The sequence below is a fragment of the Lentzea sp. JNUCC 0626 genome (genome assembly GCF_043632865.1).
In the GTDB taxonomy this organism is placed as follows: Bacteria; Actinomycetota; Actinomycetes; order Mycobacteriales; family Pseudonocardiaceae; genus Lentzea.
In genome coordinates this window covers 4,789,880-4,816,409 of record NZ_CP171635.1, presented here as the reverse complement: position 1 = coordinate 4,816,409, position 26,530 = coordinate 4,789,880, and the positions used below count along the sequence as shown (strand labels likewise).

29 protein-coding genes and 1 tRNA gene are annotated in these 26,530 nt (G+C 69.9%); 13 read left to right on the top strand and 17 right to left on the bottom strand.

The genetic code is table 11. The features are described from left to right. Positions 1-2: 2 nt before the first annotated feature. The gene (locus JNUCC0626_RS21190) at positions 3-755 is read right to left on the bottom strand and encodes an SDR family oxidoreductase (RefSeq protein WP_394621516.1); all 753 of its coding nucleotides are present in this window, start codon (positions 753-755) and stop codon (positions 3-5) included. 128 nt (positions 756-883) lie between these two features. Here JNUCC0626_RS21190 and JNUCC0626_RS21185 point away from each other — a divergent pair, with 128 nt between their 5' ends. Continuing rightward, a complete protein-coding gene (locus tag JNUCC0626_RS21185; protein WP_394621515.1) occupies positions 884-1,684 on the top strand; it encodes an SDR family NAD(P)-dependent oxidoreductase in 801 nt (266 codons plus the stop codon). A gap of 2 nt (positions 1,685-1,686) precedes the next feature. Continuing rightward, complete coding sequence (locus JNUCC0626_RS21180; protein WP_394621514.1) at positions 1,687-2,658, top strand: quinone oxidoreductase family protein; 972 nt, start codon at positions 1,687-1,689, stop codon at positions 2,656-2,658. Positions 2,659-3,333: 675 nt separating this feature from the next. Here JNUCC0626_RS21180 and JNUCC0626_RS21175 read toward each other — a convergent pair. The 5 genes from JNUCC0626_RS21175 to JNUCC0626_RS21155 form a co-directional block, all read right to left on the bottom strand. Beyond that, positions 3,334-3,801, bottom strand: a complete 468-nt coding sequence (locus JNUCC0626_RS21175; protein ID WP_394621513.1) for a DUF6319 family protein — start codon at positions 3,799-3,801, stop codon at positions 3,334-3,336. A gap of 93 nt (positions 3,802-3,894) precedes the next feature. Beyond that, positions 3,895-4,116: a hypothetical protein gene (locus JNUCC0626_RS21170; protein ID WP_394621512.1), complete on the bottom strand. Its 222-nt coding sequence runs from the start codon at positions 4,114-4,116 to the stop codon at positions 3,895-3,897. After that, a complete protein-coding gene (locus JNUCC0626_RS21165; RefSeq protein ID WP_394621511.1) occupies positions 4,113-5,279 on the bottom strand; it encodes a S8 family peptidase in 1,167 nt (388 codons plus the stop codon). Before JNUCC0626_RS21165 ends, JNUCC0626_RS21170 begins: the two co-directional genes overlap by 4 nt. 63 nt (positions 5,280-5,342) lie before the next feature. Continuing rightward, positions 5,343-6,494 carry a cation:proton antiporter gene (locus JNUCC0626_RS21160; RefSeq protein ID WP_382445689.1) on the bottom strand — a complete coding sequence of 384 codons (1,152 nt, stop codon included), beginning with the start codon at positions 6,492-6,494 and terminating at the stop codon, positions 5,343-5,345. A 26-nt stretch (positions 6,495-6,520) separates the two neighbouring features. Beyond that, positions 6,521-6,994 (bottom strand): cation:proton antiporter regulatory subunit, encoded by a 474-nt coding sequence (locus JNUCC0626_RS21155; protein ID WP_382445684.1) that lies wholly within the window; start codon positions 6,992-6,994, stop codon positions 6,521-6,523. An 18-nt stretch (positions 6,995-7,012) separates the two neighbouring features. On the opposite strand from JNUCC0626_RS21155, the gene JNUCC0626_RS21150 reads away from it, so the two are divergent. The 3 genes from JNUCC0626_RS21150 (at position 7,013) to aroH (ending at position 8,914) form a co-directional block, all read left to right on the top strand. After that, entirely contained in the window at positions 7,013-8,113 is a 1,101-nt protein-coding gene (locus tag JNUCC0626_RS21150; protein WP_394621510.1) for a DUF1015 family protein, read from the top strand. A gap of 83 nt (positions 8,114-8,196) precedes the next feature. Next, positions 8,197-8,517, top strand: coding sequence for an STAS domain-containing protein (locus JNUCC0626_RS21145; protein ID WP_394621509.1), 321 nt, complete (start codon positions 8,197-8,199; stop codon positions 8,515-8,517). Between the two features lie 34 nt (positions 8,518-8,551). Continuing rightward, complete coding sequence (gene aroH / locus JNUCC0626_RS21140; protein ID WP_382445681.1) at positions 8,552-8,914, top strand: chorismate mutase; 363 nt, start codon at positions 8,552-8,554, stop codon at positions 8,912-8,914. Here aroH and JNUCC0626_RS21135 read toward each other — a convergent pair. Further along, positions 8,904-9,824, bottom strand: coding sequence for a homocysteine S-methyltransferase family protein (locus tag JNUCC0626_RS21135; RefSeq protein WP_394621508.1), 921 nt, complete (start codon positions 9,822-9,824; stop codon positions 8,904-8,906). The two genes, aroH and JNUCC0626_RS21135, sit on opposite strands and share 11 nt — an antisense overlap. Before the next feature lie 88 nt (positions 9,825-9,912). Between JNUCC0626_RS21135 and JNUCC0626_RS21130 the strand changes: the two genes are divergently transcribed. After that, positions 9,913-10,641, top strand: coding sequence for a hypothetical protein (locus JNUCC0626_RS21130; protein ID WP_394621507.1), 729 nt, complete (start codon positions 9,913-9,915; stop codon positions 10,639-10,641). A gap of 18 nt (positions 10,642-10,659) precedes the next feature. Here JNUCC0626_RS21130 and JNUCC0626_RS21125 read toward each other — a convergent pair whose 3' ends face one another. Further along, positions 10,660-11,100 (bottom strand): pyridoxamine 5'-phosphate oxidase family protein, encoded by a 441-nt coding sequence (locus JNUCC0626_RS21125; protein WP_394621506.1) that lies wholly within the window; start codon positions 11,098-11,100, stop codon positions 10,660-10,662. Between the two features lie 70 nt (positions 11,101-11,170). Then, entirely contained in the window at positions 11,171-13,213 is a 2,043-nt protein-coding gene (locus JNUCC0626_RS21120; protein ID WP_394621505.1) for a hypothetical protein, read from the bottom strand. Between the two features lie 137 nt (positions 13,214-13,350). Here JNUCC0626_RS21120 and cmk point away from each other — a divergent pair, with 137 nt between their 5' ends. The 7 genes from cmk to JNUCC0626_RS21085 all read left to right on the top strand — a co-directional run bounded on the left by cmk (position 13,351) and on the right by JNUCC0626_RS21085 (position 18,499). Beyond that, on the top strand, positions 13,351-14,037 hold the full coding sequence (gene cmk, locus JNUCC0626_RS21115) for a (d)CMP kinase (RefSeq protein ID WP_394622071.1): 687 nt from the start codon (positions 13,351-13,353) through the stop codon (positions 14,035-14,037). Continuing rightward, on the top strand, positions 14,034-14,666 hold the full coding sequence (locus JNUCC0626_RS21110; protein WP_394621504.1) for a lysophospholipid acyltransferase family protein: 633 nt from the start codon (positions 14,034-14,036) through the stop codon (positions 14,664-14,666). Before cmk ends, JNUCC0626_RS21110 begins: the two co-directional genes overlap by 4 nt. Then, entirely contained in the window at positions 14,663-16,084 is a 1,422-nt protein-coding gene (gene der / locus JNUCC0626_RS21105; RefSeq protein WP_394621503.1) for a ribosome biogenesis GTPase Der, read from the top strand. The genes JNUCC0626_RS21110 and der overlap by 4 nt, the downstream gene beginning before the upstream one ends. Before the next feature lie 84 nt (positions 16,085-16,168). Continuing rightward, positions 16,169-16,801 (top strand): response regulator, encoded by a 633-nt coding sequence (locus JNUCC0626_RS21100; RefSeq protein ID WP_394621502.1) that lies wholly within the window; start codon positions 16,169-16,171, stop codon positions 16,799-16,801. Further along, on the top strand, positions 16,801-17,913 hold the full coding sequence (locus tag JNUCC0626_RS21095; RefSeq protein ID WP_394622070.1) for a sensor histidine kinase: 1,113 nt from the start codon (positions 16,801-16,803) through the stop codon (positions 17,911-17,913). The genes JNUCC0626_RS21100 and JNUCC0626_RS21095 overlap by 1 nt, the downstream gene beginning before the upstream one ends. Positions 17,914-18,085: 172 nt before the next feature. Next, positions 18,086-18,159, top strand: a tRNA-Pro gene (locus JNUCC0626_RS21090). Between the two features lie 202 nt (positions 18,160-18,361). Next, positions 18,362-18,499, top strand: a complete 138-nt coding sequence (locus JNUCC0626_RS21085) for a hypothetical protein (protein ID WP_394621501.1) — start codon at positions 18,362-18,364, stop codon at positions 18,497-18,499. Positions 18,500-18,671: 172 nt separating this feature from the next. On the opposite strand, the gene JNUCC0626_RS21080 is transcribed toward JNUCC0626_RS21085, so the two are convergent. From JNUCC0626_RS21080 to mpaM, 8 genes are read right to left on the bottom strand one after another with little or no spacing between them, the layout of a single operon-like run. Next, the gene (locus JNUCC0626_RS21080; protein WP_394621500.1) at positions 18,672-19,283 is read right to left on the bottom strand and encodes a hypothetical protein; all 612 of its coding nucleotides are present in this window, start codon (positions 19,281-19,283) and stop codon (positions 18,672-18,674) included. Then, positions 19,280-19,975, bottom strand: a complete 696-nt coding sequence (locus JNUCC0626_RS21075) for a hypothetical protein (protein WP_394621499.1) — start codon at positions 19,973-19,975, stop codon at positions 19,280-19,282. Before JNUCC0626_RS21075 ends, JNUCC0626_RS21080 begins: the two co-directional genes overlap by 4 nt. Next, entirely contained in the window at positions 19,968-20,684 is a 717-nt protein-coding gene (locus tag JNUCC0626_RS21070; protein WP_394621498.1) for an ABC transporter ATP-binding protein, read from the bottom strand. The genes JNUCC0626_RS21075 and JNUCC0626_RS21070 overlap by 8 nt, the downstream gene beginning before the upstream one ends. A gap of 9 nt (positions 20,685-20,693) precedes the next feature. After that, positions 20,694-22,277 (bottom strand): daptide biosynthesis intramembrane metalloprotease, encoded by a 1,584-nt coding sequence (gene mpaP, locus JNUCC0626_RS21065; RefSeq protein WP_394621497.1) that lies wholly within the window; start codon positions 22,275-22,277, stop codon positions 20,694-20,696. Between the two features lie 7 nt (positions 22,278-22,284). Next, positions 22,285-23,484: a YcaO-like family protein gene (locus JNUCC0626_RS21060; RefSeq protein WP_394621496.1), complete on the bottom strand. Its 1,200-nt coding sequence runs from the start codon at positions 23,482-23,484 to the stop codon at positions 22,285-22,287. Then, a complete protein-coding gene (gene mpaC / locus JNUCC0626_RS21055; RefSeq protein ID WP_394621495.1) occupies positions 23,472-24,563 on the bottom strand; it encodes a daptide-type RiPP biosynthesis dehydogenase in 1,092 nt (363 codons plus the stop codon). Before mpaC ends, JNUCC0626_RS21060 begins: the two co-directional genes overlap by 13 nt. Continuing rightward, positions 24,560-25,777 (bottom strand): daptide-type RiPP biosynthesis aminotransferase, encoded by a 1,218-nt coding sequence (gene mpaD / locus JNUCC0626_RS21050; protein WP_394621494.1) that lies wholly within the window; start codon positions 25,775-25,777, stop codon positions 24,560-24,562. Before mpaD ends, mpaC begins: the two co-directional genes overlap by 4 nt. Further along, positions 25,770-26,516 (bottom strand): daptide-type RiPP biosynthesis methyltransferase, encoded by a 747-nt coding sequence (gene mpaM, locus JNUCC0626_RS21045; protein ID WP_394621493.1) that lies wholly within the window; start codon positions 26,514-26,516, stop codon positions 25,770-25,772. Before mpaM ends, mpaD begins: the two co-directional genes overlap by 8 nt. Positions 26,517-26,530 lie beyond the last annotated feature (14 nt).

The following is a 26,530-nucleotide window of genomic DNA, read 5'->3' as shown; positions in this document are numbered from 1 at the left end:
CGTCAGTCCTTCGGTCCGCCGGCGACGTAGATGACCTGGCCGGACACGAACCCGGCACCCTCGCTGACGAGGAACGACGCGGTGTGCGCGATGTCCTCCGGCTGGCCGACGCGCGCGACCGGGATCGCCTGCGCCGCACCGACCAGGAAGTCGTCGAACGAGATCTTCATGCGCTCGGCGGTCGCCTTCGTCATCTCGGTGGCGATGAAGCCGGGCGCGATCGCGTTGACCGTGACACCGAACTTGCCGAGCTCGATCGCGAGGGTCTTCGTGAAGCCCTGCAGGCCCGCCTTGGCCGCGGAGTAGTTGGCCTGGCCGCGGTTGCCGAGCGCGGACGTGCTCGACAGGTTGACGATGCGGCCGAAGCCTTCCTTCGTCTGGAACGCCTGCACGGCCTTGCTCATCAGGAACGCGCCGCGCAGGTGCACGTTCATGACCGTGTCCCAGTCGCTCGCGCTCATCTTGAACAGCAGGTTGTCGCGCAGCACGCCGGCGTTGTTGATCAGCACGGTCGGCGCGCCGAGGTCCTCGGCGACCTTCGCGACCGCGGCGTTGACCTGCTCCTCGTCGGCGACGTCGACCTTCAGGCCGACGGCCCGCCCACCACTCGCGACGATCTTCTCGGCGCCCTCGAGCACGCCCTGCTCGTCGAGGTCGAGCAACGCGACGGCCAGGCCGTCCGCGGCGAGACGCTGCGCGACCGCGGCACCGATGCCACGAGCCGCGCCGGTGACGATCGCAACCCTGTCGGCCACGGGTCCTCCTTCAGTCTGTCTGGTGGGCTAAGCAAGCGCTTAGTAACGTACCTATCAGTCAGCTTGACGTCCAGGCCTGTCCGGACGACCATACCGACTGGTCGGAATGTGGCAATACGAGGAGGCAGGTGCCCGTGGAACTCACCGGCAAGGTCGCGCTCATCACCGGCGGCTCCAACGGCATCGGGGCCGCGTCCGCCCGGCGGCTGGCGTCGCTCGGCGCCCACGTCGTGGTGGCGGACGTGGACGAGGACCAGGGCAAAGCCGTCGCCGACGAGATCGGCGGCGTTTTCGTGCGCTGCGACGTGACGGTCCCGTCGGACTCCGCCGAGGCGGTGGCGGTCGCCGTGAGCACGTACGGCGGCCTGGACATCGCGTTCCTGAACGCCGGCATCGGCACCGGCCGCTCGCTCGGCGACGACTTCGACATCGAGCTCTACCGCCGCGCGATGTCGATCAACGTCGACGGCGTCGTCTACGGCGCGCACCACGCGTTGCCCGAGCTGCGCAAGCGCGGCGGCCAGATCATCGCCACGGCGTCGATGGCGGGCCTGATGCCCACGCCCGGCGACCCGGTCTACGGCGCGAACAAGGCCGCCGTCGTCGGCCTGGTCCGCGCGCTCGGCGGCGCGTACCAGGACATCCGCGTGAACGCCCTGTGCCCCGCGTTCGCCGACACCAACATCATCGTCCCGCTGCGCTCGGCCCTCGACAAGGTCGGCATGCCGATCCTGCCGGTGTCGGCAGTTGTGGACGCGTTCATGTCCATTGTGGAGGGTTCCGGCACCGGCGAGGCCTGGTTCGTCCAGTCCGGCCGCCCGGCGGAGCCGTTCAACTTCCGCAACCCTCCGGGCCCCCGTGCCGCCGACGGCTCCCGTGTCGCGGCCGCCCAGAAGGACCCCATTTCGCTCGCCCTCAAGGAGAACTGACCGTGCGTGCCATCCAGATCACCGAGTTCGGCGGGCCCGAGGTGCTCCAGCAGGTGGAGCTGCCCGACCCGGTCGCGGGCGAGGGCGAGGTGCTGATCTCCGTGTCGCGCGCGGGGTTGAACTACGCCGACACGCACCAGGCCGAGAACTCCTACCTCGCCCGGATGGAGTTGCCTTTGGTGCCTGGTGGGGAGGTTGTCGGTTTTGCTCCTGACGGGCGTCGAGTGGTGGCGTTGACGAAGAACTCCGGTGGGTACGCGGAGAAGGCCGTTGCGCCTGCTTTGACTACCTTTGACGTGCCGGACGGTGTGGACGACCTGACTGCGTTGTCGTTGATCGTTCAGGGGGCCACTGCCTGGTTGTTGCTGCGGAAGTCGACTCACATGGAGCCCGGTGAGTCGGTTGTCGTGCATGCGGCTGCTGGTGGTGTTGGGACGATTGCCGTTCAGCTGGCCAAGTTGTGGGGGGCTGGGCGGGTTATCGCTACTGCTTCTTCTGAGGAGAAGCGGGAGTTGGCGTTGTCGCTCGGGGCCGATGTGGCCATCGACTCCCGGGCTGATGACATGACCGCTGCTTTGAAGGAAGCCAATGGTGGGCGGCGGGTTGATGTGGTGCTGGACATGACTGGAGGTGCCACGACTGACCAGTCGTTGGTGGCGTTGGCTCCGTTTGGGCGGCTTGCGTTTTATGGGATGGCCTCGCGGGAAAGGCCGAAGCCGGTTGATCTCGGGGCGCTGTTGGTGCACTCCACGGCCGTTGCGGGTATGTGGCTGCCGCACGCTTTGAAGGTTCGGGATGCTGAGCATGGGACGTTGGCGCATCGGGCCATGGCTGAGTTGTTCCAGCTTGTGGTGGATGGGAAGTTGAAGGCTGTTCCCGGTGGGGAGTACGGGATGGGGGAGATTCGTGCTGCGCACGAGGATCTTCGGGCTCGGCGGACTGCTGGGAAGTTGGTGCTGGATCCGTCTCGCTGATCGCGCCGGTTGTCGGGTGGTTCCGGTTGCGTGCGGCGGGTTTCTGTTGCGTGCTTCCCCTGGGGCTCTGCCCCAGACCTCGGCAATCTGATCAGGGGGCCAGCGCTGCGAGCGGGTTGATGGCACGCCTGTTTGTGTTGGGCGGCTGCCTGTTTCGTAGTGTGGTTGCGTTGGCGGTGGGGTCCCATCACAAGCCGCACCAAGAGCGGGCCACATGCCTGGAGGGGTGTCAAACCGCCGAAAAGCGTGGCGGTTTGACACCCCTCCAGGCATGCAGCAAGAGCTGTGGTGCGACTCGTGATGGGACCCCACCGCCGAAGCCTCTTGGCTAAGGGCAAAGACAAAAGCAAAAGCCAAGAGCACCTCGGCTTCGCCGTCGGGTCGGCTCGCCTTCGGCTTCGCGTGCCGATCAGGCGTGCCCGCTCCGCCGCGCCTCCTGCTTCCGAGACCCCGCTGGCTTCCACCTCTCGCCGCCCCACCGGCCTGCCTCCCCACCGCGCTTCTCGCCGCCCCGCCCCCGCCGCCCCACCTCTCGCCGCCGCCTCCGGACGCCTTCCCGCCTCCCACCGTCCTGGCCTCGTGCATCCCGCCCGCCTTCCTGGCTGGCTGGCCCCGGACACGCGAAAGGGCGGCCCGCGTCGTCGCGGGCCGCCCCTTCTGCGTGGTGCTGGTGAACTACTCCGAGAGCTCGGCCAGCTGAGCCTTCACCCTGGCCAGTTCGGCCTCCAGCTCCTCCATGCGGGTGCGGTGCTGGTCGCGCGCCGCCTCGAGCACCGACTCGATGCCCTCGGCGATGTCCTCGTGCAGCTCCTTGGCCGCCTTGGAGACGGCGATGGCCGGGATTACCAGGCCCGACACGACGCGCTGCGTGCCGTGGACCAGGTCTGCCTGCCACTCGCCCTCTGCGGAGGCGGTCACCGTGAGCGTGAGCTCCACGGTGCGCGTCTTCTTCGCCGTGCTCTTCGGGCGGCCGGCCTTCGGCTTCTCAGCCTTGGGAGCCTCAGCCTTGGGCTCTTCGGCCTTCGGTGCCTCGGCGGGCGCGGGCGCCTCGACGGGCTTCGGGGCCTCGGGCGCGGTGGCCGCCGGAGTCTCCTCCACGACGGTCTCCTCGACTGCCTTCACCTCGGTGAGCGTGTCCGACACGATCAGGTTTCCTCTCTGCGCAACGACGTGACCCCGCGCACAGCATAGAACACGTGTTCGATCAGCCGTGAAAGGGGTCAGCGCAGAGCCTAGTCAGTACGGCGGGAGCTGCACGCGCCACTGCCGTTCCACGTCCAGGACGCCCGGGACCGCCTGCAGTGCCGGGATCGCCTTGACCTCGGCGGTGCCGGTGACGACGCCGAGGGCTTCCAGGACCGTGTCCACGACCAGGCCCGCCTCCCGCAGGTCGTCGAGCACCTGCGGGAGGCTGCCCTCGGTCACGGAGACCATCACCTGGTCCACCGGAGCGGTCATGGCGCCTGGACGAGTCCGGAGCCGATGTCGGTGGACGGCAGCGGCAGGCGCAGAGCCGTGCCGACGAGGCGTGCCCACAGCTCGTAACCTCGTGCGCCGGTCTTCTCGGCGATCAGGACCGCCACGCCCGCCACGTGCGGGGTGGCCATCGAGGTGCCGCGCAGGCGGCGGTACTTGTCCGGCAGCTTGAACGACGAGTACACGTCCACGCCCGGCGCGCACACGTCGATCTGGCCGATCTTGTCCGCCGAGCCCGAGGAGAACGACGCGATCGCGCGGTTCACGTCGATCGCGGCCACGGCGATGATGCTGGGGCACCGAGCCGGGTGACCGACCGGGGCGATCCGGCCGGGACGCGACGAGGCGTTGCCCGACGCCGCGATGATCAGCGTGCCCTTGGCCAGCGCGCGCTGGGCCACGGTCTCGTAGATCTGCGAGTACGGCGTGCCCGCGGGGACGTCCGCGCCGAGCGACATCGAGATGATCGCGCAGCCGTTGGTGACGGCCCAGTCGATGCCCGCGAGGATGCCGCCGTCGGAACCGGAACCGGCGTTCGACAGCACCTTGCCCGCGAAGATCTCGGCCTCGTAGGCGACGCCGTAGCCGGGCAGGGTGGCGGGCTTGCGCGGGCCCGCGGACGTGCCGATGCAGTGCGTGCCGTGGCCGTGGCCGTCCTGCACGTCCTCGCCGTTGATGAACGACTTCGTGGTGATGGTGCGGCCGGTGAAGTCCGGGTGGTTCTTCTCCCAGCCGGTGTCCAGGACCGCGATCTTGATGCCCTTGCCGGTGGCCGTGCTGACGTCCGCGCCGACCGCCTGCAACCCCCAGGTCAGCACCGATTCGTCCGCTGCCGCGGCCACGTCCTCCTCGGCCGGTGCGGCGTCGTCGTCCTGGAACGCGTGCACGACGCGTTCCGGTTCGACGATCTGCACCGGGCCGGGACGGTCGGCCGCGCTGTTCAGCTCGGCCAGCAGAGTCGGGTCGGCGGACACGACCGCCACGCCGAGCTCCGGGAAGACCTGCACGGTCTCCGCGTCCAGATCACCGCTGTTGAGGTCGAACCCGGCGATCGTGCCGAGCTCGGCCAGCCCCTCTTCGACGGCGTCTTCCTGCAACAGCACCAGGAACCGGCCGGTGGTCTCCACTTCTGCGGGTTCGGTCATGACGTTTCGCCCCTACTCTCCGTCTAGCTCTCACTAGAGAGTCGTCACATCGGGGCACTTGTTTCAGGCCATCTGCCGTCTGCGCTGAAAGAATTCACCGATTGGCTCAACGTACTTCGCCGCGATGGGCCCGAGGATTGCCATCAGCAGCACGTAGGCGGTCGCCAGCGCCGCCAGGTCGCCGTTCACCTGCCCGGACGCCACGGCCAGACCGGCGATGACGATGGAGAACTCGCCGCGCGCCACCAGTGCCGCGCCCGCACGCATGCGGCCCATCTTGCCGATGCCCTGCCGCCGCGCCGCCCACCAGCCGGTGAAGACCTTCGTCGCGGTCGTGACCACGGCCAGTGCCACCGCGATGCCCAGCACGGGTGGAATCGACGTCGGGTCGGTGTTCAGACCGAACACCACGAAGAACATCGCGGCGAACAGGTCCCGCAACGGCTCCAGCAGGCGCGTCGCGTTCTCGGCCGTCGACCCGGAGATCGCGATGCCGAGCAGGAACGCGCCGACCGCCGCCGACACCTGCAGCTGCGACGCGATGCCCGCCACGAGCAACGCCGAACCGAGCAGCTTGAGCAGGAACACCTCGTGGTCGGGACTGTCCACAATGGCCGAGATGAACCGGCCGTACTTCAACGCCACCACCAGAACCACGGTGATCGCGAGCAACGAGATGCCGACGGACGTGAGCCCGCCGAGGAACGTCACGCCGGCCAGCACGGCCGTCAGCACCGGCAGGTAGACGGCCATCGCGAGGTCCTCGAACACGAGCACCGACAGCACGACGGGCGTCTCGCGGTTACCCAGCCGCCCCAGATCGCCGAGCACCTTCGCGACGATGCCGGACGACGAGATGTACGTGACGCCCGCCATCGCGAGCGCCCCGACCGTGCCCCAGCCGAGCATCAACGCGACGATCGCGCCCGGTGCCGCGTTCAGCACCAGGTCGAGCACGCCCGCCATCCACGACTTCTTCAACCCCGTCGTGAGTTCGGACGCCGAGTACTCGAGACCGAGCAGCAGGAGCAGCAGCACCACGCCGATCTCGCTGGCGAGGTGGGTGAACTCCTCGATGCCGTGCAACGGCACCAGCCCGCCGTCGCCGAACGCGAGCCCGCCGATCAGGTACAGCGGGATGGGCGAGATTCCGGCGCGTCTGGCCACACGACCCAGCAGACCGAGGCCGAAGAAGACCGCGCCGAGCTGGATCATGGCGATTGTTGTCTCGTGCACTGTGCTTAACCGCCGTGGAGGATCTCAGCGGCGGCGTCGAGGCCCTCCGCGGTGCCGACGACGACCGCGAGGTCACCGTTTTCGAAGAGGAAGTCGGGGCCGGGCGACGGATGCGCGTTGCCCGCGCGCACGACGGCCACGATGGACACACTGGTCCTGGTGCGCAGAGCGGTCTCACCGAGCGTGTGGTTCGCGAAGGCGGTGACCGGCAGCTGCCGCGTCGTGATGCCCGCGATGTCCCGGGTCTCCTCGCGCAGGTGCGCGACGAGCTGCGGCGCGCCCAGCAGGCCCGCCAGCGTGCTCGCCTCTTCCGGCGACAGCGGTATCGACGCGGAACACGAGTCCGGGTCGTTGGCTTTGGAGACGATGAGTTCGAACTTGCCGTCCCGATAGGTGATCACGCCGACACGACGTCCGGCGCGGATCATGAAGTCCTGGCGCGTCCCGATGCCCGGCAGGGGCGTGATCTCCACGTTCACACAGATCATGATACGTGGATGTCATCGCGTGTACGCCCCGTGCGTCACGGCTGGGTGGTACGCGAGCGCGTGCCCGGCCCGGACGTCGACGAGTTCGCTGAACCCGGCCAGGTGATCGGGGCGCTCGCACGAGCCCCGCACGGCACGTTGCTGGCCGTCCAGCACCCCCATCGCACGCCCGCCGCGCTCGCCGCGGGCACCAGCCTGCTGGACGCGCTGCCCGCCGCCCGCACCGAGCTCGCGGCGTTGATCCGCCGGGCATATCGCGAGGTCAACGACGTCGTCGCGCCCTATCGCGTGGACGGACCGGACGGCACCGCGTGCGGCCTGCTGTGCCTGGTCGACCCGGACGGCATCGAGCACACCGAGGACGTCTACCCGGACGTCGTCGCCGAACGCGGCCAGGTGCTCGCCTCGCTCGGCATCGCCACCAGCGCCGCCATGCTGATCCCGATCACGCCGCACGACGGCCTGACCGACCTGGTGCTCGGCATGACCGAGGAGCCCGCGGTCTCGCTGGTCGACTCGGGCGGGCGGCGGCACTGGGTGTGGCTGGTCGGGCCCGGCTCGGTGCAGGACCGGTTCCTGGAGGCCGCGGGCGCGCACCCGTTGCTCGTGGCGGACGGCAACCACCGGGTCGCGGCGGCGCGCGAGGCGGGGCTCGCCGGGCTGCTGGCGCTCGTCACGTCCGGGCCCGGCCTGCGCGTCGGGCCGATCCACCGGGCCGTCGCCGGCACCGGGCTCACGACGTCCGACCTGGTGGCGGCGTGGGAACGGGTCGGGCTGACGGTGACGGCGCTGCCGTACGTCGTCGACCCGGAACCGGGCGTGGTCGTGGTGCGCTGCCCCGACGCGGTGCTGCGGGTCGCACTGCCCGCGGGCCGGGGGATCGATCACGCCGTGGTGGAGTCGGTGCTGCTCGACGAGGCGTTGGGGCTCGATCCCGAGAGTCCGTGCGTGCGGCCTGTCGTCGACCCCGCCGTGGAGGCCGAGGCCGTGCTGCTGATCGCGCCCGTGCCGTTGGGGGAGGTGCTGTCGGGCCGCAAGATGCCGCGCAAGAGCACCTACTTCACCCCGAAGCCGCGCAGCGGGTTGTTGCTGGCGGACCTGGCACCGTAGAGGCGTTTCGGGGCCGACCGGCACTGGTGGCTCACGGGCCGGGTGGCGTTTCCTGACGCTCCCGAGCCTTTGGGGCGCCCGCGATGAAACCGAGACCAGGCCAGTTGGAGGTGCGCCGCGACGGTGCGGTGGTGACGCTGGTCGGTGAGGTCGACCTGAACACCACCGACCTGCTGCGGTCCGAACTCGCGCTGGCGTGCGCGCCGGCCACCGGTTCCGCCGACGTGACGATCGACTTCGCCGGGCTGACGTTCATCGGCTCCAGCGGCATGCGCGTGCTGATCGAGACGGCGGAGTCGCTGGGGGAACGGCGGCTGGTGCTGACCGGTGGCGGGTGGGCGGTCTACGTGGTGAACCTGCTCGGCCTCACCGCCCGGTTCCCGAACATCGTTGTGGAGCAATGACCTGTCCACTGAGGACGCTGCTACTGTCGGTGGCATGGCGGTGCGAGCGATCAGGGGAGCCACGCAGATCGACGCGGACTCGCGCGAACTGCTGCTGGAGGCGACGGCCGAGCTGGTGCGGGAGGTGTTGTCCTGCAACGCGTTGACGTCGGACGACCTGATCTCCGTGGTGCTCACCGCGACACCGGACCTGGTGTCCGAGTTCCCCGCCTACGCGGCGCGTTTGGCGGGGCTCTCGGACGTGCCGCTGCTGTCCGCGACGGAGATCGCGGTGCCCGGCTCGATGCCGCGGGTGATCCGGTTGCTGGCGCACGTGGAGACGGACCTGCCGCGGTCGTCGATCAAGCACGTGTACCTGCGCGGGGCGGCGGCGTTGAGGACCGACCTCAACCACTGACCGCGCGGCTGACGGCCTCCACGTGCCGGTGGTCGGTGCCGCAACAGCCGCCCAGCACGGTCAGCTGCGGGAACTTCGTTCTGAGCTCGCGGTAGTCGTTCGCGAACTCCTCGGGATCGCCGCGGTCGAGCGTCTCCGCCTCGTCGAGTTCGGCGTGGCTGAGCTTGGACGCGTTGGCTCTCAGGCCCCGGATCCGTTGTGCCCACGGCGCTTCCGGGTCGAGCGCGGGCGCGATGTGCGTCGGGTGCGCGCAGTTGACCATGTAGTAGGCGGGGTAGCTGTTCGTCTCCGCGTCGACTTCTTCGATCGCGTTGCCGAGCGTTCCCCCTGACGGCAGGCGGCCGTCCGTCTCGACGGTGAACGAGATGACCACTCGTGCGTTCGCGTCGCGGGCGGCGTCGACGATGCCGGTGGCCTCGGGGGTGTTCGTCAGCGTCATGGCGGTGACGAGATCGGCCGGCGTGTCCGCGAACGTCCTGATCTGCGTCGAGTGGTAGTCGTATGCTTCGTCGCGGCTCATGGTCGTGTCGGGCCGGTAGCCATCTCTTCGCGGCCCGACGCACCCGCTGATGACGACGGGGATCGCGAACCGCTGCCGCACGTCGAGCAGCAGGTCGACGGCCTTGCGGTTGGCTTCGGCGAGTCGTTTCGCGTCGTACCCGAGCCGCGCGCCCCAGTCCGCGCTGGCTCGCCAGGTAGCGGTCTCGAGGACGATGCCGGCGCCGTCCCGTTCGGCGATGCCCGCGTACCGCTCGTAGTACCGGGTCAGCGCCGCGTGCCCGTCGGGGTCGTCCAGCAGCGGAAACGCCGCGAAGTCGGGCAGGTCGATGCCGTCGTCGAAGATCAGTGTGGTCTCGGCGCCGCCGTCGGTGAGGAAGAGCGAGGCGTCGAGCTGGGGCAGCTGCGTCATCGGGGTGCCTCCAGGCCGGAGGGCCCAGTGTGCGTGCGTTTCGCCAGTTCCGCCCGCTAAAGTGGGGTGATCACTGGGGGGTGATCGCGTGTTCCAGCCATATCTGGCCGACTACACCTACTACGCGCTGTTCAGGAACATGGCGCACGGGCCCGCGAGTGAGAGCGCGGACGCCCTCGTGCGCTCGTTCGGGCCGTTCGACGAACAGCAGTACCTGGGCCACCACCGCTGGGAGTGGACCGGTGTCCTGGAGGACGCCAGGCGCTTCAAGGGACGGTACGACGACTCCTATGAGGTGACCGAAGCCGAGGCTGCCCAGATCAGACTCCTGATCGACGCGCGCCAGGACACCGCAGGAGACCTCGCACAGGAGGCGTTGTCGATTCAGGCGAAGCGGGCGGCGCGGCACCCCGACGGCGCCTTCGCGTCGTACCGGACCGCGATCGACATGATCGACTTCGAGTCCGCCTGCTCCGTGACCGACGACCTGCCACCGGATCACGGCCCCGCGCTGCGGGTGGCGATCTACGAACGACCGAAGCTGGAGGCGTGGATCGCTCTGCGCACGGCCCGCCGGCAAGCCGAACCGGTCGACGGCCACTACTACTTCGCGCTCTTCCGCAGCCTCAGGGACGTGCTCGACCTCAGCGGCGCACACACGCTGATCCGTTGCCCGGACACGGGAAGAATCCCCTGGGAGATCTACCGGGACGGCTGGGAGAAGGGCGGTCACCCCGGTAGTGAGTGGGCCCTGCCGCTGGCCCGGGCGGACATCGACCGCGTGCAGGCCGCGGTCAGGCAGGCGCCCCGCCCGTGACGGGGCGCCAGTCCCGACTCAGGCGCTGAAATCCTTGCCGGGCAACCACCCGTTGGGGATGTCCGTCACGCGCCACGACGGCACCCCGATGCGCACGGCCCGAATCGGCGTCGCCAGGAACGGCCCGGCCTCGGGCACCTTCGCGACGAGGTGCTGACGGACGACCTCGTCCTCGACCCCGTCGACCACCACAGCGGTCCCGCGCGCCTGCAGGAACGGCTCCATCGGCGACCCGGTCGACACCACGACCGCCACCTCGGGGTTCTCCTTGATCGCCTTGAGCGTGCGCCCGCGCTCCTCCAGCACGAGCACGAGCGAGTGAGGCCCGTCCTCGGCGAAGTACACGCCGCTCACCCACGAGCCGTCCGAGCCCGCCGTGGCGAGGAACATCGACTTGTGCGCGGCCAGCGTGCGGTGCAGCAACGCCTCGACGTCGCTGCGCTGTTCAGTGGTGGTCACCAGAGGCCTTTCGACTGATCGGAACTTGCGCACACGAGATCGGCGCGGCCCGCGCGCGCCTTGTGCCGATTCAGCCGATCGATACCTTCTGCCCGAAGTACTGCTGGAGCCGCTGGTGCCGGAACTCGTAGGCCGCACCGACCTGCCGCAGCACACCGCGTTCGTGTGCCTCCTCCAGGAAGTCCATGAGGTGCCAAGGAAGCTTGCGGCACAACGCGAACCAGATCCGCGCAACGGTGAAGTCGATCCAGACGCCCATCATCGGCCAGATGGACACCACGACGAACGCCAGACCGACCGCGGACACGACCGCGCTCGCGGTGAGTTCGTCGTTCAGCCAGTCCAGGGTGAACAGCGCGCCGGAGGTGGCCAGGAAAGCCGCTGTGCCCACGAAGATCGTGGCCCCGCGGTCACCCGTCAGACTGGTGCGAGGGCTGATCGGCGCGCTCGCGGAGATCCTGTTCATCAGGAAGGTGCCTGCCACGCCGATGCCGAAGACCGAGCCCACCACCACGAGCGTGCCCGTCCCCTTCCCGCTGGACGCCAGCGCGTCGCTGATCGTGATGCCGAGCACCCCGATGAGCACCCCGAAGGACAGGTTGCCGAGCACCGAGCTCCAGGAGAGCGCGAGGTAGGCGGGGAGCTTCCTCGAGCTCGGCAGCACGGTGCGCAGCAACCCGACGAGAGCTCCGGCGGCCGCTGCGGAGATCGCTCCGAGGGTGAACAGCGCACACCACAGAACGATCGTGGTCGCCTGCGCCGGCGCCGGCCAGTCGCCCTGGAACACGCCCTTGGTCAAGATCACCGCGGCGAGGAGGCACCCTGCGACCGCTCCCCGGCTCGCGGCGACGACCACCCGCGGCGCCGGCAGCAACAGGCACACCTGCCACCACCCCAGGTTCTCCGCGGCAGGCTTCGCGGCGAGCCTGCGCGCGAGGAATGCCAGCCATTTCCGGGGTGCTGCCGGCTCCGGGTAGAGCGCCGGCAGGTAGGCCTCCAGCAGGCGCTGTTCGACGGCGGACGCGCTGGGCAGTTCCAGCAAACCGGCCGGATCGGTCGCGGGTGGTGTGAACGCCGTCTTCGCCAGGTACACCGCGAGCGGCGTGGACAACGCCCGCGCGAGCACCCCGTCCGGTTCGTCGCCCAGCACCGCGACGACCGGACGCCACCGCTCGTCACCCGCCACCGTGCCCGCCTTCAGGTACCGCGCCGCCTCAGCGGCGTCGACCGGCTTCAGTTCGACCACCGCCGCACGCCCGACCGGAGCGCCTGTCTCCTGGATGACGTCCTCGTAGTCGTCGGCCCGGCAGGTGAGCACCATCGGCTTGTTCCTGCCGACGAAGCGCGCGATCCCCTTGAGGGCGTCGGCCTTCAACGCCACCTCGTCCAGCGCGTCGAGCACGGGCAGGACGAGCCCGCGGTCGATCAGGTCCCGCGCGACCTCGAGGCCGTGCACCCCGCGGTCCCGGAACACCGGGTGGTCGACCGCCAGTCGCTGCACCATCCACGCGTCCAGGTCCTGGGTGACCGGGTCCCACGACGCGAGCGAGAACAACACCGGCACCAGGTCGCCGGGGTCGCGCCGCCCGAGCAGTCGAAGCGTCAACAGGATCGCCGCGCTCGTCTTCCCGGACCCCGGCTCGCCCAGCACCACGAGTTGATGCCCCGGCAGTTCGTGCAGCGCGTCCGCCAGATCGCCCACCCCGCCGCGCAGCTTCAGCCGCAGAGGCCGGCCGACGGCACCGGCACCGATGATCTCGGCGGCACTGGGCGCGACCGGGCGTTCGGTCGAGACCCAGCGCACGTCCAGGGGATCCTGGCGGGTCAGCCCGCGCGACCCCGCCTCCCGTTCCCACTGCCGGGTGACGAGCCTCGCGAGGTCCTCCAACGCTTGTTCGGGGTCGCGGTCCGCGCGCACGGCGTTCGCGCGCAGGCCCAGCACGCCGAACACCACGGCGGCCACCAGTCCGGCGATCGTGAGCGGTGGCCCCATGATGCTGGCGAGCTTGTCGCCCTTCTCCATGACGTCGGCCGAGCCGGACGCCCAGATCACGAGGCCGATCAGGAACACCACGAACGCCACGATGGCGAGCCGCCACCTGCCGAAGTTCACCGCGACATGATTCCGGATGATCGGCACCGATCCCGCCGCAGACCGTCCCGGTGCCGGTGTGAGCGTCCGCACCAGGCACAATGAGGGCCGTGGGTGTCTCGAGGGGAGCTGCAGTGGGCCAGGGTCAGTTGCGCGGTGTGGTCGCTCTCGACGGACCGGCCGGCACCGGCAAGTCCACCGTGGCCAAGCGCGTCGCCACGGCGCTGGACGCGCGCTACCTCGACACCGGTTCGATGTACCGCGCGATCGCCCTGGCCGTCCTGCGCGCGGGCGTCGACCCCACCGACGAGGACAAGGTCATCGCCGTCGCGGACGGCGCGGTGCTCGTCGTCGGCACCGACCCGCAGAAGCCCGGCATCAGCCTCGACGGCGACGACGTGGCGGCCGAGATCCGCGGCCCCGAGGTGTCGCTGGCGGTGTCTCCGGTCTCGGCGACGAAGCACGTGCGCGAACTCCTCGTCGCCCAGCAGCGCGCGATCATCGCGGACGCGGTCGACCACGTCGGCGGCATCGTCGTCGAAGGCAGGGACATCGGCACGGTCGTGTCGCCCGACGCGCCGCTGAAGGTCTACCTGACGGCGTCGGCCGACGCCCGCGCCGCGCGCCGCACCAAGCAGGACAGCGCCGCCGGGCGTCAGTCCACTGTGGACGCTGCGCTCGCGGACGTGCAGCGGCGTGACAAGTACGACTCGTCGCGGGCCGTGTCGCCGATGATGGCCGCGGACGACGCGGTGGTGCTCGACAACACCGACCTCGACCTCGCCGGCACGATCGACGCGTTGATCGGCCTCGTGGAGCAGCGCGGGCTGCGGGTGACCGGGTGAGCGTTCCCGAGGGGACAGTGCCCTGGTTGTTCGACTTCGGACGCTGGATCGGGCGCGTGCCCTACGTCTGGCAGTTCCGGCTGCGGGTGCACGGCGCCGACCGCGTACCCTTGAGCGGCGGCGTGGTCGTCGTCGCCAACCACAGCTCGATGTCTGACGGGCCGATCCTGTTCGGGGCACTGCCCCGGCGCGTGACGTTCCTGATCAAGCAGGAGATGTTCAAGGGCGTCGTCGGCTACCTGCTGCGCAAGATCGGGCAGATCCCCGTCAAACGGGGTGAGGCCGACCGCACGGCGCTGGTCGCCGCGCAGTCCGTGCTCAAAGCCGGCGGCGTCATCGGGATCTTCCCCGAGGGAACGCGCGGCGAGGGCGACGTGGCGAGCGCGCAGAACGGTGCCGCGTGGCTGGCCAAGACGTCCGGTGCGGTGGTGCTGCCGATCGCCTGCCGCGGCACCTACCAGGCCAAGGGCTGGCGGCCCGTGGTCGACGTGCTGATCGGTGAGCCGTTCCACCTTCCCGAGGGGAAGGGGCGAGCGGCCCTCGGCGTTGCCACCGAGCAGGTGCGCGATCGCCTGGCGACACTGGTCGCCGAACTCGATGGACTTCGTGTGAGTGAGGGAAGACGATGACGGACCTGGACGGCACCTGGGAGGACGAGGCCGACTGGTCAGCCTTCGACGACCTCGACGGCGGTGACGGGGAGGAAGCAGCGCCGCCCCAGCCGGTGCTCGCTGTGGTCGGACGGCCGAACGTTGGCAAGTCCACGCTGGTCAACCGCATCATCGGCCGCCGTGAGGCCGTGGTGCAGGACGTGCCCGGCGTGACGCGTGACCGAGTCGCCTACGACGCGCTGTGGAACGGCCGCAAGTTCACCGTGGTCGACACGGGCGGCTGGGAGCCGGACGCGGTCGGGCTGCAGGCCTCCGTGGCCGCGCAGGCCGAGCTCGCGATGGCGACCGCGGACGTGATCCTGCTGGTCGTGGACGGGTCGGTCGGCGCGACGGCGACCGAGGAGGCCGTCGCGAAGACGCTGCGCCGCTCCAAGAAGCCGGTGATCCTCTGCGCGTCCAAGGTGGACGACGACAGGCTGCTGGCCGACATCGCGTCGCTGTGGTCGCTGGGCCTCGGTGAGCCGTACCCGGTGTCCGGTCTGCACGGCCGCGGCTCCGGCGACCTGCTCGACGTGATCCTCGACAAGCTGCCCGAGACCCCGCGCGACGACTTCGGCGGACGGGGCGGCGGGCCTCGGCGCGTGGCCCTCGTCGGCAAGCCGAACGTCGGCAAGTCGTCGCTGCTCAACCGCCTGACCGGCGAGAACCGCTCGGTCGTCGACTCGGTCGCGGGCACCACCGTCGACCCGGTCGACTCGCTGGTGGAGCTCGACGGCGAGATCTGGCGCTTCGTCGACACCGCGGGCCTGCGCAAGCGGGTGAAGTTCTCCGGCGGTGCCGAGTACTACGCCTCGTTGCGCACCAAGTCCGCGATCGAGACCGCCGAGGTCGCGGTCGTGCTGCTGGACGCCCACGAGCCGTTGGCCGAGCAGGACCTGCGCGTGCTGACGATGGTCGTCGAGTCGGGCCGCGCGTGCGTGCTGGCGTTCAACAAGTGGGACCTCGTCGACGAGGACCGCCGCACCGAGATGGTCCGCGAACTCGAACGCGGCCTCGTGCGCGTGCCGTGGGCGGACAAGGTCAACATCTCGGCCCTGACCGGCCGCGCCGTGCACAAGCTCGCGCCGGCGTTGCGCGTCGCGCTGAACTCGTGGGACACCCGAGTCCCGACCGGCCGCCTGAACCAGTGGCTGACGGAACTCATCGCCGCGACGCCGCCGCCCGTGCGCGGCGGCAAGCAGCCGAAGGTCCTGTTCGCGACCCAGGCCTCCACCCGCCCGCCGACGTTCGTGCTGTTCACGACGGGCTTCCTAGAGGCGTCGTACCGCCGCTTCATCGAGCGCAGGCTGCGCGAGGAGTTCGGCTTCGAGGGCAGCCCGGTCCGCATCTCCGTGCGTGTGCGCGAGAAGAAGAAGGCCGGCGCCGCCAAGAAGTAGTTCGCCGTCGTTCTTCGTAGTTTCTCCGGGTGACGACCCGGCCGACTGGTTGCCCTTTGGCATGGGGTGCGGTTGGTTGGGTCCGTGGCCGTACGAGTGGTGCTAGCCGACGACGAGGCCCTGCTGCGGCGGGGCCTGAAAGTCCTCCTCGAAGCCGACGGACGCGTCCAGGTGGTGGGCGAGGCCTCCGACGGCGCCGAACTGATCGAAGCAACCCTGGCGCACCTCCCGGACGTGGTCCTGGTCGACGTCCAGATGCCGGGCGTGGACGGCCTGGAAGCCGTGCGGAGGCTCAGGAGCTGGGCCACCCCACCGGCCATAGCCGTGCTGACCACGTTCGACCTAGACGACTACGTGGCAACAGCCCTGGACCTGGGCGCGCAGGGCTTCCTCCTGAAAGACGCAGAGCCCGAGGCGCTCGTCCGCGCCGTGGTGGACCTGGCAGCGGGCGGCGCCGTCCTGGACCCGCGCATCACCGCCCGCCTCCTCCCGCGCCTGCGAGGCTTCCGAGCCAACCGCCAACTCGACTCGCTCTCCGCCCGCGAACGCCAAGTGCTCGAACTGGTGGCAGCAGGCCGCTCGAACCACTCGATCGCCGAAGAACTCTGCCTCTCCGAGGCCACGGTGAAGAGCTACGTCTCCACCGTCCTGACCAAACTGGGCGTGGAAAACCGCGTGCAGGCCGCCCTGGTGGCCCACCAGGTGGGCGTCTGGTGATGAAGCCGGTCCTACGCGAAGTCCTGACCGTAGGCGTCACCACAGGCGTTGTCCTCCTGACCCAGGACCGCCCCTTCACCTGGTCCCTCTGGACCGCGGTAGCAGCCTCGTTGCTGCTCTCGGTACGCCTCCGCTGGCCGTGGCTGGCCTCTCTCCTCTGCATCCCGGCAGTAGCAGGAGGCCTGGGCTGGGCACCGGCCCTGGTGGCCCAATACCGCCTGGGCCGCAAGGAGAAGTCCATCCCGATCCAGCTCTTCTGGGTCCTCCTGATGACAGTGGCCTCCATCGCCCCGGTCCTCATGACCCAGGCCATCCCGATAGGCCCACTCCTCCTGGCAACAGCCTTCGCCTTCGGCCTGGCCGCCGCCCCCACGGCCCTGGGCGCCCTGATCACCACCCGCAAGGAACTGACCCGCTCCCTCTACGAAACCCGAAGGGCGCGCGCAGCAGAACTAGAGGCCCAGGAAACCTCGGCCCGAGCAGCAGAACGAGCCCGAATAGCCCGCGAAATCCACGACGCGGTAGGCCACCACGCCACCCTCATAGCCGTGGAGTCAGCAGCCCTGGCCGCCACCGCAACAGACGCCACAGTCCGCGAAACGGCCCTCAGACTACGAGCCCTGGCAAAGGAATCCCTGGCCGAAATGCGAGCGGCCCTGGGCCTCCTGAACTCCGACACCACCTACCCGTCCCTGCAAGAACTGATCGACAGGGCCCGCGTGGCCGGCGTAGCCGTGACGATCTCCGAAACAGGCGACGCAGACCTCTCCCCAGCGGTGTCCAGAGCCCTGTTCCGAGTGGTCCAGGAGTCCCTCACCAACGTGACGAAACACGCCCCAGGCGCCGCCGTGACGGTCACAGTGGACAGAGCCTCACCGGTACGCGTGACAGTGGTCAACGGCCCAGGCGACCTCCCTTCCCTGGCCGAAGGAGGAGGCGCGGGCCTGCACGGCCTCTCAGAACGAGTCCGCCTGGCAGGAGGCACCCTCACCACCTCGTACCGAGCAGACGGAGGCTTCAGCGTCAGCGCAGTCCTACCGCCCGGTAAGTCGAAGGTTGACGGACAAGACTCGACTTTCGGAGGTGGCGCCTCAGCCGCCGCCACCGCATAGTTCAGGTGTCGGTCGAGGATCGGGGGATCGGTCGGACCGAGGGACGCGGGGACCCGAACTTCGGGTCCCCGCCGTATTTCCGCAGCTAGAGGCCCTTGCTGGGGGTCGTTTTTGATCTCTGTCCGCAGTGTTGTAGGATTTCTCATGCACGCCGGGAAACCGGAAGTGTGGCCGGGACGTGGCGCAGTTTGGTAGCGCACTTGACTGGGGGTCAAGGGGTCGCAGGTTCAAATCCTGTCGTCCCGACGGCCAAGAGGGCTTTCGCAGGTCAGACACTGCGGGAGCCCTCTTTTGTGATCTTGCCGAGTTCTGCCGGGTCGAGCACGCCGCTCATCGACCCCTTTACTCCTCAATTTGAGCCTTGATAGTTCGCTTGAGTGCAGTGTCACCTGAGCTAACGTCAAGCTTGTGTTCTGGGTGGGAGCCCTTGGACACCTTTACTGGTGCCTTGCTCAGCCCCCGTGAACGCCTCGCCAATCTGCTCGACCTGGTCGAGGCGGCGACCTCCGGCGTCCTTGCGATGGAGCGGTTTGTGCACGACGAGATCACTGCTCTCCGCGACCAGGCAACGCCGACTTCGCCGTAGGTGCGTGGACGGGCGGAGGTGCGGGGCCGCACAGTGGTCTTCGCGGATCCGCCTGAGGCGGAGCTACGAGGTACTGGCCGCGAGCCGTGGACGTTGGTCGTCGGCTCGCTGGCCGACGTGCTGGAGGTCGTGACAGTGCGCTCAACGTCGTGATCCGGATCTGGGCCGACGGTCAGACGTCGCGCAACGTGGTCACCGCCCAGGCTGCCGTTCCTGCGACCACGAGCCATGTCCCCAGCACCAGCGCACCGAGATGCGCGGGCAGCAGTCCGGTGTGCGGGGAGACCACCGACAACGTGGCACCGAACGGCAGCAGCTGACCGAGGTCCGGCCAGGGGGCCAGGATCAGCGTCGAGCCGATGTGCACGGCGAACAACACCGTGGGCGCCAGGAAGTAGTTGCGCACGATTACGCCGACGAACAGTCCCCACACCGCGCCCGCGGCGCCCAAGGGTATGGCCAGCGGGTCGAACCGCGTCCACAGCACCGCGGCTGCACCGGCGCCGATCAGCGCGCCGCCCAGCGCCGTGACGGCCGCGGACGACAGCAGTGCGGGCACTCGGTGCCCGAGCAGGATCGATCGGGTCGCCACGCCGCTGCGGTGTGCGAGGACGTACTTGATGGTGCCGTACAGGCCGGTCAGCAGGCTGACCTGGATCAGCACCACCTCGGAGGACGAGCGTTGCAGCACGAGGGCCGCGGCGGCCAGCGTGGTGAGGATCAGGAAGCCGAGCAGGACTAGGTCGGACCGGACTCGCATCAGCTCGGCGCGCAGTGCGGTCACAGCACCTCCCGGCGCAGGAAGAGTCGCAGCCCGGCGCACGCGGTCAGCGCGACCCAGCCGACCGCGATCACCAGGCTGAGCCACACCGGGAAGAGTGCGGGCAGTGGTGCCTGGACCAGTCCGGCGAAGACGTCGTTGGGCAGGAACCGGGCGACCGAGGGTTGCAGGAACAGCAACGGCAGTTCGATCGCGAACGGCAGCAGGAACGAGATACCTGCGGCGAAGTAGTAGTCGCGCAGGATCCATCCGATGGCCACGCCGAAGACGCCGGCGAGCGTGCACGCGAGCAGGCAGCCGAGCAGCTTCTGCCAGGTGGACCACCCGGTGTCGAGACCGGAGCGCAGTACCAGCCACGTCACCAGGAGCCATCCCAGGGCGCCCACGAGGCCGGTCACCAGGCCGCTCACCGCGCCAGCGATGATCTTCGCGAGGTAGAGGTGTGCCTTGCGGTGCAGCAGGACCCCTCGTTCGATGGAGCGGTAGTAGTAGTCGCGGGTGACCAGGTAGCCGCCCAGGAACGTCGCGGCCACCGGGCACGCGGCCAGACAGGCCAGCATCAGCTGGGTGTCCGGGAGGTCGATGCCAGAGAAGCGCCACACGCCCAACGGCAGCAGGACGGCGTAGGCGAGCACGGCCAGCAGCCAGAAACCGCTGCGTGCCTTGAGGAGCTCGGCTCGGAGCGCGTCACGCACGGAGGGCCTCCCCGGAGACGAGGTCGAAGTAGCTGTCCTCCAGGCTGCGGCCGCCGGAGACGAGGTCGGACAGCGGTCCGGCGAACAGGGTGCGGCGGTCGATGACGACCACCTCGTCGACGGTCTGGGCGAGCTCCGCCAGCTGGTGGCTGGAGAGCAGGACGGTGCCGCCGCGGTCGGCGAACGCCCGCAGGAAGTGGCGCAGCCAGCGGATTCCCTCCGGGTCCAGGCCGTTGGCCGGTTCGTCGAGCACGAGCAGGTCGGGGTCGCCGATGAGGGCTGTGGCGAGGCCGAGACGCTGTTTCATGCCGGTGGAGTACTTGCCGAGGCGGCGACCGGCGGCGTCGGCGAGGCCGACTTCCGCTAGGATGTCGTCCACCCGGTCGCGGGACACCCCCGCCGCGACGGCGCAGATCTCCAGGTGCCGCCTGCCGGTGATGCCGGTTTCGAAGCCGAGACCGTCCATGTGCACGCCGACGGTCTGTCCCGGCCGGTCCAGCCGGTCGTACGGCACGCCGAACACGGACGCGTGGCCCGCCGTCGGGCGCAGCAGGCCGAGCAGACCGCGCAGGGACGTGCTCTTGCCGGCGCCGTTGGGGCCGAGCAGGCCGACGATCCGGCCCGCCCGCACGGAGAAGCTGAGGTCCTCCACGGCGACGAGGTCGCGGTAGTGCTTGGTGAACCCGTCGAATTCGATCACGGGGGTCATCTGGTCCTCCTATCCGAAGATCTGGTGCCACACGGGCATCAGGTAGTTGTGCGTCAGCCATTCCCCGGCCGGCAGTGGCGTGCCGCTGACCCGTGCCACCCCGGTGTCGTCCAACTCGCCGGTGACGGCGGTCAGCGGCATGGTCAGGCCGGGGGCGGTGAGGTCGGTGCGGAACGGGGTCAGCGCGCTGAGCGGAACCGTTGCCGCGACAGGTGCGGACGACCCGATCCGGGCGCTGCCGAGATCGGTGCTGAACATCAGGCCGCTGCGCTGGAGCGTGACCTGGGAACCCGCGGCGACCTGCGTTCCCGGCGGGAGCACGAAGTGGACCCCTGCGGCATCCCGCACGTAGCCGCCGCGGATGTCGTTGTCCACCTTCAGGAACATCGAGAGCGCGACGAGAGCGGTCAGCGCCACGCCTGTCGTGAGTGCCAGCCGGAGAACGCTGACGCCAAGGCGATGTGCGTTGCGCAGCAACGACCACACGCCGCGGACGAGCAGGTACGCGAGGTAGCCCAGTAGAGCCAGCACCAGCAGGCCGCCCACCAGGCCCATGCCGAGCAGAACGTGACTCCACCGGCTCGCCGCGATGGTGAGGACCACGACCGGGAAACCGATGCACGCCAGGCCGAACGGCACGGTCCACGCCGGCAGTGTGCGCGAGTGGGGGACGCCGAACAGGCACCGGACGAGCCAGCCGCAGGCCTCGGCCATCGACCGGTCGCGCAGGTGCGGGATGTCCACGTAGGCCATCAGGGCCAGGTAGCCGTCGAGCTTGACGAACGGGATGAGGTTCACCAGTGCGCTGAGGTAGCAGACGACCGCGAACCCGAGCAGTGCCTCGTGCGGCATCACCAACGCCAGCAAGGCCGCGCAACCGGCGATCGCCGCCTGCGTCGCCACTCCGGCCATCGCCACGGTCACGCGCTGCCTGGGCTTCGCCAGCCGCCAGCCGTCGGTGACCTCGCAGAAGCACGCCGGGGTGAGGTAGAAGAGCATCACCCCGAACCAGCCTGGGCGGCCGTGGAAGTGCGTCAGCGTCGCGCCGTGGCCGAACTCGTGGAGCACGGTGGTGGCCGCGAGTCCGGCCCAGATCAGCGCGAACGCCGAGAACGGCAGCGGCGCCCCGAGCGTCCGGCTGAGGGCGGAGTGCCCCACGGCCAGCGCGACCAGCCCGCCGATGGCGAGGGTCAGCGTCATGACCAGGACGGCGTTGCCGGACAGCCGGACCAGGAACGGGCGCAACGGGTTCAGCAGGCGATCCGCCCGCGCGATCCGCACCTGCCAGGTGGTGGGGGAGACGACGACGAAACGGCGTTCGGGCCGGGGTTCGGTGGCGTTCGGGCCGGCGATCAGGCCGAGCCGATCGAGCCTCGTGACGGCGTCCGCGACGAGCTCGGGGGTCCACGGCCCGCCCAGCGACGCCGCCAGTGAGACCGGTCCACGACCATCCAATGTGGACAGAAGGGCGCCGATGTCGGAGCTGACCCGCAGCGGGTTGGCGTCCGAGCGTTCGACGATCCAGTGCGCGCCCTCGCTCATCGGCTCGTGCACCGTGATCCCTGGCGCGCGCCGGGGTGCGTCGACGATCATGGTCACCTCAGATCAGCGGGTGCGGGAAGCGGGACAGGGGGCCTGCGGCTTCGATGCGGTCCTGCCGCCAGCCGAACGGGTGTCGCTCGTCCATGCGCAACGGCTGGTAGCCGGGCACTACGACCTTGACCGCGTGCCACCCCATCGCACGGTGGGCTTCGGGCAGTCGCCGGGACAGGTCGACCACGAGCGGTTCGCCGCCGTCCGCCCGCACCGCCTCCACGAGGTCGGTGACGGATCGCCGGGCGAAGCTCGCGGATCCAGGAGGTTCTCGCGGCAGACCGACCAGACGTCGTTCCAGCTCCCCGACCGCCCCGGCGGTCAGCCAGAGCCTGGCGCGGTCGATGTCGTCCCGCACGACCTCCGGCGCCTCTACCGCACCCCACTGGTCGCGCAGCACCGTGAGCATCTCGTGCACCTGCAAGGACTCCTGCAGTGCAATCAGCAGGGCGCGGTCCCACTCCTCGTGCGCCTTCGCGCCGCACGCCGCCATGGTCCCGTCCACCACGGTCGAGAGCACGCAGTGCAGACCGGGCAGCACCGGCACCCGCACCAGTCGCACCGGGAGACCCTTGCTGTGCAACGTGGCCAGCCGCCGCCATTCCCCGGTCCGGGGTGCCGCGGCGAGCTCGGCCCCGAGGTCGATCTCGGAGGCGAACGCACCGGCCGCCCACGCGACGCCCATGGCGTCCCGTTCGACGAGTTCCAGCAACGCCCCGCGGACCGCGAACTCGAAGTCCGGTCCCGCCGCCGCACCGGACGGCGACGGATCGAACGACGTGGTGTCGACCGGGTAGTCGACCAGCCCGGCCGGTACCCACACCGGCGCTCCGGAGTGCAGCCATGTTCCCTCGTACCACCGCATCGGTGCGGTGACGGGAGCACCGAGCCCTGCGGCGACGTGGTCCAGCGCGGCGGCACCCAGCGAAGCGGCGGTGGCGGTGATCGCGCGCGGCCCTTGCTCGCCGGGAATGAGGGCGAACCGTTCGACCGCCTCGCCGGCGGCCCGGGCCATGGTGTCGGTGCGGCTGGTGCCGTACGCCCCGACCAGGTGCAGCGGGTAGTCGCCGGCCGAGGCACCCCGTGCGGCGAGCCCGCCGATGTCGACGGCCACACTCCACATCGGCTGACCGGCCGTCGGCGGCCGCATCTGCCAGCCTCGGGTGAGACCGTGGACGGGGTCGAGGGTCTTGATCAGATCGAACACGACGCGTAGACCTCCTCGATGTCAGCGGCGGACAGACCGGCGAGCATTGGCAACCGGCCGCCCCACGACCGGCGCGCCCGCTGGGCGGCCTCCGCCCGTTGTGCGTCAGTCGTGGTCAGCGCGTACGTGAGATCCCACCGGTGCAGCAACTCCTGCAGCCCGATCACCGGTGCCGAGTCCGCGATCCACTGCCACGCCACGGCCAGACGCTCCGCCGAGCCGAACCGGCGGTCGCCCGCCATGATCGAGCTCCACACCGCGGGCAGCAGGTGCGCGGTCGCGACCATCTTGCGCACACCGAGCACAGTGGACAGTTCGTTGGCGAGGTACCAGTGCTTCGCACCGTAGGTGTTCCTGCCGACGAGCGCCCAGCCGGTGTGCGTCGCCGCGCTCAACGTCGCGGCTTCGAGCCGAGTCCGCGAACCGGTGTCACCCGCTGCGAGCCGATCGCCGACGGCGACGAGCCGGCGCACCAGCATCTCGGCCTCCGCGTCGGGCAGCCCGCCGACCGGTGGACTGCCGGCGAACGGGCCGAGCACTCGCAGCAGCGCCTCCAGAACGCCTTCGCGCAACAGCACCGGCGGCAGTCCTTCGGTGAACTCGGGGTCGAGCACCGCGATCTCGGGCGCCAGCCCGGTGCCGATGGCGAGCCGTTTGTCCGCACCGAGCCGCACGCAGGCGACCGCGCTGACCTCGACGCCGGTGCCGATCGTGGTGGGCACGAAGACCCGGCGGAAGGCGGGTGCCGTGTCCGGCAGGCCGACCACGCCCGCGCGTCTTCCGCGCACCTCCAAGATGTCCGCGAGCGCGGGCACGCCGGCGAGCTTCACCACGTCGAGCACGCTGCCGCCGCCGACGCCGACCAGCACGTCCGGTGCGTGCACGGTGATCTGGTCCGTCAGCGCACGGACGGTGCCCAGGTCCGCGTCCGCGGCGTCGAGCCGGATCGTCGGCGCGTCGAAGGCGAACGTCAGGTTCGCGTCGATCACCACCAGCGGCCGCCTGCCGAGACTGACCGAGCGCCAGGCCCGTGCGCCCATGTGCACGGTGGTGGGGCAGGCACGGCGCAGCATCATCATGACGCCACCTGGTCCAGCGCCGACCACAACGCGCTTTCCAGCTCCGCGAACTCTTCCGGGCCGTAGGTCAGCGCCGGCACCAGCTGGACGCAGTCCGGTCCTGGTTGGACGATCACGCCTGTCTGTCGTGCCGCGGTGACGACCTGTGCCGACACACCGGGTTCCAGTTCGACCGCCCGGAAGCAGCCGATGCCGCGATGCCCTCGCACGAGCGGATGCGCGGAAATCCGTTCCAGCAACCCGTCCAGCAGCGCGCTGTTGTCCTTGGCCGCTGCCAACGCGTCCAACGACCGCATCTCGTCGATGGTGGCGAGGATCGCGGCACAGCTGCCCGGTGCGCCTGCCTGCGTCTCGCCGTGCACCAGCACGGAGTCCGCGCGCTCGAACGCCTCGCAGATCTCGTGTGACACCACGACCGCCGATGCCGCACAGGTGCCGTTCGTCAGGCCCTTGGACGTGATCAGCACGTCCGGGACGACCGGCCAGTCGTGGGAGGCGAAGTAGGAGCCGGTGCGGCCGAACCCTGTCGCGACCTCGTCGGCCACCAGCAGGAACCCGTGTTCCTCGCGCAACCGGCCGACTGCGGCGACGAACTCGGGTGGCACCGGATGCGCCCCGGACCCGAGAACCGGCTCCAGCACCACCGCGGCGACGCGGTGGCCTTCCCGTGCCAGCAAGGAGGTGAGCTCGGCCTCGTCGATCCCGACGTGCCGGACCGCACGCTGGTCGACGCCGTACAGCTCCTGGCCGAGGTGCTCGCCGGTCAGGCTGAAGCTGCCGTACGTCAGACCGTGATAGCTGCCCTTCAACCCGACCACGACACGCCGCCGCTGCTCGCCGCGCAGCGCGTGGAAGTGCCGGACCAGTTTCATCATCACGTCGTTCGCGGCACCGCCCGACGTGGAGAACAGCACACGACCGAACTCCGGCCCGCAAACGCCGAGCAACGCCGAGGCGGCCCGCACGGCGAGATCGTGCCCTCCGCGGAACAAGGTCAGGTACGAGGAGCGCAGCAGCGCGTCCGCGACCGCGTCGGCCACCTTCTTGTTGCCATAACCCAGATTGCAGTTCCACAGACCGCTCGTCGCGCACAACGCCCACGACCCGTCCGCGAACCGGATGCGGGTGCCCTCGGCCGCGACGGCGTGCCGGGCCGGAAGTCCGTACTGGCTGGGCGGGATGAGGGACTCCCACACCGGGTGCCGGTCAGTCATCGTCCCTCCCGCAGATCAGCTGCACCTGCACCTGTTCGGAGTCCGGGCCGCGGCGGCGTTCGAGGATCCGGAACCCGGCGGCGACGAGTTCCTCGGCGAGTTGTGCGGAGCTGACCAGATGGACCTCGCTCGTGTAGAGCGCGTTGTGGCCCTGCACCAGGCTGGTGGTGCGCACGCCCCGCCGTCCGTCGAAGTGCTGCAGCAACGTGATCACCGACTGCTCGTGAACGACCACTGTGGACCGTTCGGCCTGGCGGAGGAGCAGCGGCTCGGCGAAGTCGACGACACTCACGTAGAACAAGCCGTCGAGATGCCTGCGCACGCAGGCGAAGAGGTCCGCGCGCTGGCTCGCATCGAGCAGGCACACCGACGACGTGCCCAGCACGACGAGCCCGAACGCGCGGCCGAGCTCGAACGCGGTCATGTCGCCCTCGACCAGCTGGACGTCCGCTCCGGCGGGCAGCCGGTCGGCGAGCATCCCGAGCAGCTCGGCCGAGTTGTCGAGTGCGACGACCTCGTGACCACGAGCCGCCAGCGGCACGGTCAGCCGTCCGGACCCGCACGCGAGTTCCAGCACCGGACCGCGAGCCAGCCGCAGCACGTCGCGGATCTCGCTCGGATCATGCCGGGCGAGCGCGTCGTACACAGACGCGCCTTCTTTGCCGTACAACGGCTCTGCCTGCAGGCCGAACAACGCGGCGATCTGCCCGGCAGTGCCGGGAATCATGTTCCCGTTCACTTCACTTCCCCCAG

What these genes read in the sequence shown, in the direction of transcription:
- JNUCC0626_RS21170 (WP_394621512.1), bottom strand. Translation starts at nt 4,116, where the DNA reads ATGACCGCTCCGGTGGACCAGGTGATGGTCTCCGTGACCGAGGGCAGC.
- JNUCC0626_RS21165 (WP_394621511.1), bottom strand. Translation starts at nt 5,279, where the DNA reads ATGACCGAACCCGCAGAAGTGGAGACCACCGGCCGGTTCCTGGTGCTG.
- JNUCC0626_RS21160 (WP_382445689.1), bottom strand. Translation starts at nt 6,494, where the DNA reads ATGATCCAGCTCGGCGCGGTCTTCTTCGGCCTCGGTCTGCTGGGTCGT.
- JNUCC0626_RS21150 (WP_394621510.1), top strand. Translation starts at nt 7,013, where the DNA reads ATGTCATCGCGTGTACGCCCCGTGCGTCACGGCTGGGTGGTACGCGAG.
- JNUCC0626_RS21145 (WP_394621509.1), top strand. Translation starts at nt 8,197, where the DNA reads ATGAAACCGAGACCAGGCCAGTTGGAGGTGCGCCGCGACGGTGCGGTG.
- aroH (WP_382445681.1), top strand. Translation starts at nt 8,552, where the DNA reads ATGGCGGTGCGAGCGATCAGGGGAGCCACGCAGATCGACGCGGACTCG.
- JNUCC0626_RS21135 (WP_394621508.1), bottom strand. Translation starts at nt 9,824, where the DNA reads ATGACGCAGCTGCCCCAGCTCGACGCCTCGCTCTTCCTCACCGACGGC.
- der (WP_394621503.1), top strand. Translation starts at nt 14,663, where the DNA reads ATGACGGACCTGGACGGCACCTGGGAGGACGAGGCCGACTGGTCAGCC.
- JNUCC0626_RS21095 (WP_394622070.1), top strand. Translation starts at nt 16,801, where the DNA reads ATGAAGCCGGTCCTACGCGAAGTCCTGACCGTAGGCGTCACCACAGGC.
- JNUCC0626_RS21070 (WP_394621498.1), bottom strand. Translation starts at nt 20,684, where the DNA reads ATGACCCCCGTGATCGAATTCGACGGGTTCACCAAGCACTACCGCGAC.
- mpaP (WP_394621497.1), bottom strand. Translation starts at nt 22,277, where the DNA reads ATGATCGTCGACGCACCCCGGCGCGCGCCAGGGATCACGGTGCACGAG.
- mpaC (WP_394621495.1), bottom strand. Translation starts at nt 24,563, where the DNA reads ATGATGATGCTGCGCCGTGCCTGCCCCACCACCGTGCACATGGGCGCA.
- mpaD (WP_394621494.1), bottom strand. Translation starts at nt 25,777, where the DNA reads ATGACTGACCGGCACCCGGTGTGGGAGTCCCTCATCCCGCCCAGCCAG.